Consider the following 10,032-nt stretch of genomic DNA (forward strand, 5'->3'; position numbering starts at 1 on the left):
AGGGTGCTATCGGCTAGTGCGGCATTTCTTTTTTGCAGGCGGATGAGGTTAGGACCAAGTGCCGTTACTTCATTAAAAGTTGAGGAGAGAATTTCTCTGCCGAACTGATTGTATATTTTCCGATACTTCTTTTCGTTGGAGAGCATAAAGAAGTCGTTCACAGCCGGATCTCCTGTTTTAATATAAGTTTGTGGTATAAGTAGCTTCGGTTCCCAGCCTTTTTCAAGAGCTATGCGTTTTCCATTTTTGAACTGAGCCCAATTTTTGTTTCCCTGCCATAAAAGTGCCATGTTTTGGCCTAAAAGCTGAAGGGAGTCCAGGTTGGTCATAGGGGGCAGATCGCCAACCTGATCGTAGAGAGCCCATTGGTTGTTGAGCTTCGTAGCCAGCCATTGTTCGCTTTCTTTTACCTGCTGCAATTCCTGAGTAGCCAGTTGAGGGTATCGGTCGTGCAATACACGAATACCTTTGGAGCTTACCAGTTTCCAGCCATAGGGTTCGTCATATATTTCATAATTACCAAAAGGTATAATGACCCGTAGGCGTTCGTCTAATATGGCCTCTTGTCCTTTGCTGCTTACCCAAATGCGGCCATTCTCCAGCAGTTCAACTTCATCATAAGCCATTTCAATAGAAGGTGTTTCGCCATCAAGAGCGGGGTGCAGTACTTCCGGGGCCACCAAGGCCATGCGTCCATCTTTTTCTAACAGAATAAGACTTGCCAGGGTGTCTATTCGTGTGTAAGCATGAGGTAGATAACTGAGTGCATTAATGCTTGTGAGTCCGTACAGACCTTCGCTTTGGGTACGAATAAATGACTCGTTTAAAACCGCAATTTCTTCTTTGGGCTGGTCAATGATTAATTGCCCCGACTTGTGCAGGAGGGTTTGCCCTTCATCGCCATAGAGCACTATAAAGCCATAGCCGGCATCTTTGGCATCGCTAATGTTGCCTGAATAAAGCAGTTTTCCATTTCGCGCAATAATGGCCCCGCTGCCGTTGTATTGCCCAATCACAAAATCGGTAGTTATGGGTTCACAAAGACAACGCTGCGGAATATCTGTGTACAGGGTTTTTAACTGAGATTGCCCTTGAGCATTTAGAAATTCTATGGTGTTTTCCGTGAGTTTGGGTATCCAATAGCCCTTTTCCAATAGCTGAATTTGCCTGATTGAATCCCCCCACAATGGCGAGGGGTAGAAATCCAGAAAGTCGTCAGTGCCAAATTTTTGTTTATACGTATGATACATGCGCTTATAGGCTATAGCCAGCAACTCTTCTGAGGGGTACTCTCTAAAGAAAGCAGCATAGTCATCGAGGCGGTTAGTGGCAGTACTTATTCGGAAGATTTCATGAACAATACTGTCCAAGTAAGGGGTGTCGGGGAATTCTTCCAGAAAAGTTTTGTAAGAAGCCAGCTTGCCATCGGTGGTGCGCTCCTTAAAAATGAGCAGCCGGTATAACGAGTCGGCTCTGGCATATTCTTTGGCTTTCGGATATTGCTCCATAAACTCCTTATAGGCTTGCCACGAATGCTCCGAGCTGGCTTTAGAAAAGGCAATGGAGTTGCGCAAATCTATGGCCTGTGTTACTTGCGAAGCATCGTTGTGGCGAGCAATAAAGGCGTTGTAGTTTTCTATAGTATGTACACCTTTTACCTCTTCAAATTTCAGGCTGTCAATTCTGTCTTTGAGCTGTTCAAGCCTTGCCGAATCCACCATTACATCGGCCAGACTTTCCAGGTCTTTAGGGTTTTTAATGGTTTTGAATTGCCTGATTGATCTGTGCACCTGGTCATAGGCTTTGTCCGTATCATAGTGTTCCAGGTTTGGTTGGCTATAAATCTGAGCATATAGGAAATAGGCGGCAGGGTTAAGGCTGTCTTTTTCAACCGACTTAGCCAATGCTTCCAGGGCTTTGGTTATCTCGCCTTTCTCATAAAACCGGAAGGCTCTTTTGGGAATTTCCAAACTCCAAAAAGAAACGGCCAGAAGCAGCGCAGATATAAATAGTTTTGGGCTTTCAGTTCTCATAAGCACACCACGGCAGCAAAAATAATAAACCCTTTGGCATATGACTCGTTATTGGTCGTGTTTGCATTCATGGATTTTAGGCTTAAACGTTTTTCTTTGCTTCAGGTATGTCAATCAATTCCAGAATAGCAGAAATAATTAAGGCTTTTGGCGACAGTGAAAGCGCTTTTGCCAAGCGCATGGAGGTAAGCTCATCGGTGATGTTCAATTTGGTGAACCCTAAGGGAAGACTAAGCTACCCCAGTGGCCCGGTATTGGAAAAGTTACTTTCGTTGGAACTTGACGGCCAGCGCATATCGGCTGAATGGCTCATGCGTGGAGAAGGCGAAATGTTTGCAGCGGGCAGTGGGTTTAGAAGCCCGGAAGAGGCCCTGGATTATCTGAAAGAGGTGATCGATGAATTGAAAAAGGAAAAATAATTAGCCGCTGCCTATTAGTCTGGCATTGAATGACTTGTTAATTTTGAAACAAACTAAAACAACATGAAAAAGATATTTTTAGCTGTAGTAATGCTGGCCACTGTTTGGGCTTGTGCCGATAAGAAAACGGAGCAGACAGAGGTAAAAGCCGATAAGGCCGATGTGGTAGGGACTTACGGTGCAGAAATCTCAGAAGAAGGAGCCATTTCTGTGGAGTCTATGATGGCCAAACTGGAAACTTCCGATTCGGTGATGGTGAAGGTAAAAGGCGAAATTACAGCCACATGCGCCATGAAAGGTTGCTGGATGAACCTAGTGTTGCCCAACGGAGAAGAAATGAGAGTAACCTTTAAAGATTACGGTTTCTTTGTGCCGAAAGAGGGAATGGAAGGCAACTATGCCCTTATTGAAGGAATTGTTACCCGCACCCTAACCGATGTAGAAACATTGAAGCATTATGCCGCTGATGCCGGTAAGCCGGAAGAAGAAATATTGGCTATTACTGAACCAAAAGACGAACTTTCTTTTGTCGCCAATGGTGTAATTATTTACAAAGGAGAGCAAGCCGCTTCTGAATAAATAATAATAGCCCCGTATAGCTGTCTCGTAAACCAGAATTGATGTCGTACTGAACCCACCTGGTGTAGGTTGGCTCAGGAGGATGTGAACAGGGTTTGCGAGACATTTTTTTTGTTTTCATGCAACCCCTTCGGGTTTAAGTTCATCTTAGAAATACTTGTAACGATTTCATCGTTCGCAAGTCTAACAACTACAGCATTATAACCCGAAGCTCATGTCAACAAACAAACTCAAAACTATTACCCTTACTTTATTTGCTTTACTTCTGGTGGTTCAGGGCAACGCCCAAACCATAGTAAAGGCTTCTGATATAATGGAAGCCCTGAAACGCGGTGAAGATGTGAGCTACTCCAATGCCACCATTGAAGGTGTGCTCGACTTTACGTTTATGGAAGAAAAACTACCGGAACTACCAACAAAAAGGCGATGGTGGCGCGATGGCGGAGATAACACCGTCAACGAATCCATAGAGAGCAAGGTGTCTTTTGTAAACTGCACATTCAAAGACGCTGTAATTGCATACTATCACGACAGAAGAACGGAATACACCTTCACGGCCGATTTTGAAAGAGATGTGCGCTTTGAGAATTGTACTTTTAGCCGTGATGCCATGTTCAAGTATTCCAATTTTGAAGGTGAGGCTATTTTTGCCGGCTCTACTTTTGAAGAAGAAACCACTTTTAAATACGCGGAATTTGAGAACAGAGCCGATTTTTCCAAAACAGTGTTCGATGAAGACGCTATGTTTAAATACACTAAGTTTAGAGATGGAGCCAATTTTAATGCAGCCAGGTTTGAGCGATCGCTCGATATGAAATACACCAAAGTACGTGGCAACCTGGACGTGAAGGATATGGAAGTACGCTGGGATATTATTACCAAGTATGCGGAAGTAAATGGGCGAAGTTTCTCCCGATATTTACTAGACAACTAGTTTGCCTAAATAGAAATGCGAAGAGCCGTTCCGAACAATCGGGATGGCTTTTTCTTTTGGTAGATGCTTTTTCTCTTTAGAAGATGTAGGGAAAGAGGGAGTACATATCGCTTCTATGATGGCAAATGTTGAGATATAATGTTCTTGCAGAGCATTTCTGCTCCGTCCAGGATATTGGCTGTGTAGTGGTTGAGAGCGTTAATCTACGAATAAGAGATGATCAGGAATTTATAGAGTTAGCTTCATTTTTAGCGATTATCCAGATAGATCTCAGCACAGAATTTTCGATGCTCGTCCACAGAGCTTATCCTATTTAGCTGGCTATCAATGACTAGTAATTTTGTTAGTTGATCGTCCGCATTGAAGTTCCTGAACTGGTTTTCGTCATAATCGAGCAAGATTGAATCACCTCTGAGTACAAAGCGACCCACAGCTGTACTGAAGGCATTGTAGAGTATGTGGAAACGATTTTCTTTTTTATACAGGCCAATAAAATGAAGTTCATCACTAGCGGCAAAGATTAGCTCTTCTTTTTGATAGCAGCCCAATAATAGACCCAAAATGGCAAGTATGAGAGGTATGGTTTTCACCCTTTCCATTTTCTAAACTAATTCAAGAGCCCTATCCAAATCTCCAATCAAATCCTCTTTATTTTCCAGGCCTACAGAAATGCGCATGTCTCCGAGCGAAATACCCAGGCCTGTAAACTGCTCCCGGCTCAACTCTTTCAGATAGCTAATGGCGGGAGCATAAATAAGGCTTTCGTGGCCGCCCCAGCTCACTCCCAGATGAAAGTATTTCAGGCTATTCACAAAAGTTTTGATTTTTTCCAAATCATTGGTTTTTAGCTGAAAGCTCATTAGCCCTGTAAAGCCTGTCATTTGTTTTTCGGCCAATTCTTTCTGATCGAACGAATTGGCTCCGGGATAACGAATCAACTGAACTTTAGGGTGGTTTTCCAGAAAACGAGCTACTGCCTGTGCATTTTCCTGATGCTGTTTCATTCGAATAGGTAATGTTCTCAGGCTTCTCAGGAGCAGCCAGGCTTCGAAAGGAGCTATTTTGGCTCCAATCCACTCAAATTCCTTCAGCGAAATAGACTCCACATCTTCTTTGGTTCCAACAATCAATCCGGCCACCACATCGCTATGGCCGCCAATGTATTTTGAGCAAGAATGCATTTCCAAATCAATGCCCATAGCCAGCGGTTTCTGAAAAATAGGGCTCGCCCAGGTATTGTCGATCAGGGTTTTAATACCCCTGTCTTTCGCCAGTTGGGCGATCGCTTCAATGTCTTGTAGAGAAAAAACGGCCGAAGAAGGACTTTCCAGGTATATTAATCGGGTATTTGGCCGAATGGCATGTTCGAAGTCAGAAACTTCTTTACCGGTAACGTAAGTTACCTCCACATTGAACTTGGGCTTGAGGTAGGAAGATATGAAGTTGTTGGCCGGGCCATACAGATTTTTTATGGTCACTATGTGATCGCCTGCATTTACGCAGTGTAAAATAGCGGCAGAAATGGCGGCCATTCCAGAAGGAAATAACTGCGCTTTTTCTCCACCGCAGAGTGCAGCCAACTTCTCTTCAACCAACTTTACCGTAGGGTTTCTTCCTCGGGTATAAATAAAGCTGTCCATTCGGTGGTCAAAGGCTTCATCTATAGCATCCCAGTTTTCGAAGGTAAAAAGTGAGTTCTGAAAGATGGGTGGCACAACGGCCCCATTAGGGTTTCTTTCGGAATCATGCGCCAGCAGGGTTTCTATATTTGCTTTGTTCATCTCACTCATTTTTTGGGTCTTTTTCGACATCAACTTCATTATAAAAACAGCCTTTTCCTGTAATGGCCAGCAACGGAGCAATAATCAGGTTGGCCAGGGTGGTTAGTTGCCAGAACCAGTATTGCTCAACGGCAACCCCCAAGGTAGCGGCTATAAAGACTCCCGTTGTGGTCCAGGGAACACTATTTTCAAGCATGGTTCCGTAATCTTCAATCGAACGGGAAAGCACTTTTCGTGGAATGCGGTGTTGGTCATACTTTTTGGCAAAAGCATCGCCAATAATAAAGCTGGTGGCTGTTTGATTAGAAGTAGTCACATTGGTGAAACCTGTAGCGACTAAAGAAGAGATAATGACAGACGGCCTGTTTTTAGCAAAAGAAAAAAGTCTGTCTACAATTCTTGGCATGGCATTAATCATATCTATGGATCCCACGAATACAAAAATTATTATGGCGATCATAAAAGCGAAGCTCAACTCATAAAGTCCACCGCGCGAAAAAAGGGTTACAATACTATCCGGAACCTCTTTCATCCAGCCAGCCATAGAAGTTTCAAAGCCTGTGTTTAAGGTTTTAATCACATTTTCCAGACTATAGTCTTGTAGAATGATAGCCAGTAATGCTGCTACAATAGAAGATGATAACAGGGTTGGCAAAGTGCCTTTTTTCCTTATTGAGCCATACAGTACAATGAGGGGAGGAATAAACAGCAGTGGGCTAAAATGGAACATTTGCTCAATGGCCGATAAGGTCTCTTCAACCTTTGCATTATCCACTTCTCCGGAATCAATCGGGTTAACCAGCCCCATAATGAAGTAAACAATCAGAGCGAAAAGAGCTGCCGGTAAAGTCGTGTTCATCATAGATCGGATGTGTGCATATAAATCGGTTTCAGCGGCCATAGCGGCCAGGTTGGTGGTGTCGCTAAGTGGAGAGATTTTGTCTCCGAAGAAGGCACCCCCAACAATGGCTCCAGCAGTTATGGCCAAATCGGCATTTACTGCCTGTGCAATACCAATCAGCACTACTCCTATGGTGCCAATGGCTCCCCAGGAGGTGCCGGTGAGTGTGGAGAAAATAATCGGAATCAGAAAGGCCAGCACGTAGAGGTAGTCCGGGTTAATGAGTTTTATACCGTAATAGATAAACATGGGTATGGTTCCGCAAATAATCCATGAGCCAATGATAATACCTATGGCCAGCAAAATAAGCAGCGCAGGTAGCCCCTTTGCCTGCTTTCGGACAATGGACTGAAGGATGTCTTCCCACTTAAAGCCCATAATAAGCAATTGGGCGATGGCAAAAACCGAAGATATGAGAAACACAATTTCTAAGGGGAAGGCCTCCTGATTGAGAAACTGAGGCCTGAGAATAAGCCCATAGCCAATCATAATTGAAAGAAATGCTACAGGTAAAACGGCATGATAAAACTTAACCTCGGGCTTTTTTGTAGAATTCATAAGCAAAAAGTGCCGAGAAGATAGTGAGACTGCCTAAGAATAAAAATTGCTAAGCCGGAACCGGTTATACCCTGCTGCCGAAGCAAAGATAAAATCACAGATCAGTAATTGCCGAGTAGGATAATGCAGAGTTACCCACCGGACGGGAGATCAGTGGTTACTTACTGTTTTTAATAAACTGTTTGGCGAGTATGTTTAGCCTGGCACGATAAGGCACTACAGTGCCAATACGCTTATATAGCCGGGGAAAGAAACCGGGAATAACCACTTGCCGGCCCTGAAGCATTTTGTCTAGGGTATATTGAGCCACTTGCTGCGGGCTTCGGCTGGAGAGTCGGGCCATTAGTCCCAGTTCCTTTTCTCGCAACATTACATCCGGATTGGTAGGTACCGATGCCGGGCACAGTACTGTAATGCTCACCGATGAACCTTCCAGCTCTTTGTTGAGAGAGCGCGAAAAGGAAAGCACGAATTTTTTACTGGCCGAGTATATTCCTTTAAAGGGGATGTCGTAGAAGGCGGCCATACTGGCTACGTTAATGATATTGGCCTTCGGAAGGCTCATCATCATAGGAAGAAACAGGTGGGTTAAACTAACCAGCGAAACCATGTTTAGCTGCATTTGCCCTTCATAAAATTCTGAAGGTCGGCTCACAAAAGGGCCAGAGTTGCCCAGGCCGGCATTGTTAATCAGTAAGTCTACAACGTAGCCTTTTTCCTGGCACCAGTTGAGAATCTGTCTTGGAGCTCCCTGTTCCATAAGATTAATGCCCAGGTGATGGAAAGATAGGTCTGTGTATTGGCTGCTTAGCTGGTTGGTTACCTCCTCAAGCTTTGGTTCAGGTAAAGCCACCAAAAGCACGTTTTTACCTCTTGCGGCACATTCTTCGGCAAAGGCTTTTCCTATTCCGTTGCTAGCCCCTGTAATTAGGGCATATGTTTTATTTGCCATTCTTTAGCCAGTTCACAGTTTCTTCAATTCCTTTTTTTAGCGGAGTAATCTCATAGCCCAGTTCCTTTTGTGCTTTTTCGCTGGAGACCCTCCATTCATAGAGGTATTTTTTTACCCAGCCCGGAGTAATCATTGGCTGACGCCCAAAGTTTTCGGCCATAAACAGCTGGATTTTGCCAAAGGTGAGCATGGCTCCCAGTGGCATTTTATAGAGCTTGTGTCTCTTGCCACCAATTTCGGCAATGGTGTCGAACAGCTCATGGTAGGTAGCATCTTCTCCTCCAAGCAGGTAGCGTTCGCCAGGCCTGCCATTGGCCATGGCCAGTTTGTGGCCATTAATTACATCTTCAACATACACGTAGTTTCCGGTGCTCATTCCATCGCCAGGCATAAACTTCCATTTGCCTTCAATGTATTGCTTCACCAGTTTGGTCACAGAGTTACTCACATTTAGCGGGCCCGGACCATATACACGAGTGGGATTTACTATAACCACGTGCTGCCCTTTTTGTACATACTCTTTTATTCGCAGTTCCGATTCATACTTGGAGCTTTCATAAGGCGTAAAGAAATCTACCTTGCGTGGAGTGTCTTCATTCACCGGGCCATCTATGGCCGGTCCGATAACTCCTGCCGTAGAAGTGACCAGGGTTTTTTTAACACCTTGTGTTTTTGCAGCCTCCAGTATGTTCAGGGTGCCATCTATATTCACCCGCTCAAAGGTATTGTCTTTGGCCCATACACTGGCGAAGGCCGCCAGGTGATACACCTCATCGCAGCCTTCCATACCTTGTAATAGGGCTTCCTTAGCAAACAAGTCGCCTTCAACCATAGATATACGGTCGTGCTCCAGATTTTTGGCTTTTGCTTTCGAACGAATTAGAGCTACTACCTCGTGCCCTTCATCGGCCAGGTTTTTGGCTAATTTCTGGCCTATAAAGCCAGTGCTTCCGGTAATGAAGATTCTTTTCGGCATTAGATCACTTTCATTTCAGGGTGATGTTTCAAAGAGAAAAAGAAGTTAGACAAGGCCAACGTTATGTGGACGAAGAAAGCCACCCAAAAGGTTCCGGTAGTTAGGGTAATAAGGCAAAGCACAATACCCAACGGAATAGCACCAATGGTTTCTTCTAAATTCTTAGGTACATGTACCAATGCATATATGGCAGCATTGAGCACTATAGCAGGCCACTCACCCATTAGCGGCACGGTGGCAAAGAGCAACAAGCCTCTAAACATGAGCTCGTAGCCAAAAAGATAGGCCACCCAGGTAAAAGCATTGGTAGCCACCATTGGCTTGGTCCATTCCTTTTCGCGCACATTGGGGTAAAAAGCCAGATTCTTCTCCTTTTTGGAGTTAAAAAAATTCATGGGAATAATAATGGTCGCTAGTCCCAAAATCCAGGCCAGGCTGGTGCCGTGGTTTTTAAAGGCCACGCCATAGTCTTCAGGTGTTTTTCCCATAACCATCATCATTATAATAGCCGGAACAACACCTATGCTCATAGCTCCCAGGTAGCGTGTCATCCATAAGAATTTGGTATTGCCTCTTTCGGCTCCAAAACGGCCCTGATACTTGTTTTTAATTTTAGTGGATATCGATACAAAGTGATAAAGACTAAAACCAATAGTAACCAGCACAAAGGCAAGAATAGGTTCCAAATATTGTGGGTTCCAGGCGGGAATATTCATGAAGTCGGGTTCAGATAGTGGGCAAAAATAATAACATCTGATAGATTAAGGCAGCCTGAGGCGCTAATTAACATTGAAGAGGCAGTGTAAGGACTGCGAAATGACTGGTGAGCACCGAAACCAACAACAAATTGATTTTATTGCACTTAATTTGAAGAGATAATTGCAGACTATGAGAATAAT

Annotated in this window: 10 protein-coding genes; 3 read left to right on the top strand and 7 right to left on the bottom strand. The window is 44.2% G+C overall.

Features of this window, described 5'->3' with window-relative positions:
• Positions 1-2,033 (bottom strand): tetratricopeptide repeat protein (locus tag B3763_RS13970; RefSeq protein ID WP_286747367.1); only part of this gene is annotated, 2,033 nt, incomplete at its 3' end.
• A gap of 107 nt (positions 2,034-2,140) precedes the next feature.
• Between B3763_RS13970 and B3763_RS13975 the strand changes: the two genes are divergently transcribed.
• From B3763_RS13975 to B3763_RS13985, 3 genes are all read left to right on the top strand, one after another.
• Complete coding sequence (locus B3763_RS13975; RefSeq protein WP_189628419.1) at positions 2,141-2,452, top strand: hypothetical protein; 312 nt, start codon at positions 2,141-2,143, stop codon at positions 2,450-2,452.
• 63 nt (positions 2,453-2,515) lie between these two features.
• Entirely contained in the window at positions 2,516-3,031 is a 516-nt protein-coding gene (locus tag B3763_RS13980) for a DUF4920 domain-containing protein (RefSeq protein WP_286747370.1), read from the top strand.
• Positions 3,032-3,245: 214 nt separating this feature from the next.
• Positions 3,246-3,965 (top strand): pentapeptide repeat-containing protein, encoded by a 720-nt coding sequence (locus B3763_RS13985; RefSeq protein WP_189628417.1) that lies wholly within the window; start codon positions 3,246-3,248, stop codon positions 3,963-3,965.
• A gap of 248 nt (positions 3,966-4,213) precedes the next feature.
• Here B3763_RS13985 and B3763_RS13990 read toward each other — a convergent pair whose 3' ends face one another.
• From B3763_RS13990 to B3763_RS14015, 6 genes are all read right to left on the bottom strand, one after another.
• Entirely contained in the window at positions 4,214-4,564 is a 351-nt protein-coding gene (locus B3763_RS13990; RefSeq protein ID WP_286747373.1) for a hypothetical protein, read from the bottom strand.
• Between the two features lie 3 nt (positions 4,565-4,567).
• Complete coding sequence (locus tag B3763_RS13995; protein WP_286747374.1) at positions 4,568-5,746, bottom strand: trans-sulfuration enzyme family protein; 1,179 nt, start codon at positions 5,744-5,746, stop codon at positions 4,568-4,570.
• A 1-nt stretch (position 5,747) separates the two neighbouring features.
• Positions 5,748-7,205: a Na+/H+ antiporter NhaC family protein gene (locus B3763_RS14000; RefSeq protein WP_286747376.1), complete on the bottom strand. Its 1,458-nt coding sequence runs from the start codon at positions 7,203-7,205 to the stop codon at positions 5,748-5,750.
• A gap of 157 nt (positions 7,206-7,362) precedes the next feature.
• The gene (locus tag B3763_RS14005) at positions 7,363-8,157 is read right to left on the bottom strand and encodes an SDR family NAD(P)-dependent oxidoreductase (protein ID WP_189628413.1); all 795 of its coding nucleotides are present in this window, start codon (positions 8,155-8,157) and stop codon (positions 7,363-7,365) included.
• A complete protein-coding gene (locus tag B3763_RS14010) occupies positions 8,147-9,133 on the bottom strand; it encodes an SDR family oxidoreductase (protein ID WP_286747378.1) in 987 nt (328 codons plus the stop codon). Before B3763_RS14010 ends, B3763_RS14005 begins: the two co-directional genes overlap by 11 nt.
• A complete protein-coding gene (locus B3763_RS14015) occupies positions 9,133-9,849 on the bottom strand; it encodes a CPBP family intramembrane glutamic endopeptidase (protein ID WP_286747380.1) in 717 nt (238 codons plus the stop codon). Before B3763_RS14015 ends, B3763_RS14010 begins: the two co-directional genes overlap by 1 nt.
• Between the last annotated feature and the right edge of the window lie 183 nt (positions 9,850-10,032).

Origin of the sequence: Roseivirga sp. UBA1976 (assembly GCF_002336325.1) — a bacterium.
Taxonomy (GTDB): Bacteria; Bacteroidota; Bacteroidia; order Cytophagales; family Cyclobacteriaceae; genus Roseivirga; species Roseivirga thermotolerans.

Excerpts from the sequence above, each read along its gene's own strand:
- B3763_RS13980 (WP_286747370.1), top strand. The coding sequence starts at position 2,516 with ATGAAAAAGATATTTTTAGCTGTAGTAATGCTGGCCACTGTTTGGGCT.
- B3763_RS13995 (WP_286747374.1), bottom strand. The coding sequence starts at position 5,746 with ATGAACAAAGCAAATATAGAAACCCTGCTGGCGCATGATTCCGAAAGA.
- B3763_RS14005 (WP_189628413.1), bottom strand. The coding sequence starts at position 8,157 with ATGGCAAATAAAACATATGCCCTAATTACAGGGGCTAGCAACGGAATA.
- B3763_RS14010 (WP_286747378.1), bottom strand. The coding sequence starts at position 9,133 with ATGCCGAAAAGAATCTTCATTACCGGAAGCACTGGCTTTATAGGCCAG.
- B3763_RS14000 (WP_286747376.1), bottom strand. The coding sequence starts at position 7,205 with ATGAATTCTACAAAAAAGCCCGAGGTTAAGTTTTATCATGCCGTTTTA.
- B3763_RS14015 (WP_286747380.1), bottom strand. The coding sequence starts at position 9,849 with ATGAATATTCCCGCCTGGAACCCACAATATTTGGAACCTATTCTTGCC.
- B3763_RS13985 (WP_189628417.1), top strand. The coding sequence starts at position 3,246 with ATGTCAACAAACAAACTCAAAACTATTACCCTTACTTTATTTGCTTTA.
- B3763_RS13990 (WP_286747373.1), bottom strand. The coding sequence starts at position 4,564 with ATGGAAAGGGTGAAAACCATACCTCTCATACTTGCCATTTTGGGTCTA.
- B3763_RS13975 (WP_189628419.1), top strand. The coding sequence starts at position 2,141 with ATGTCAATCAATTCCAGAATAGCAGAAATAATTAAGGCTTTTGGCGAC.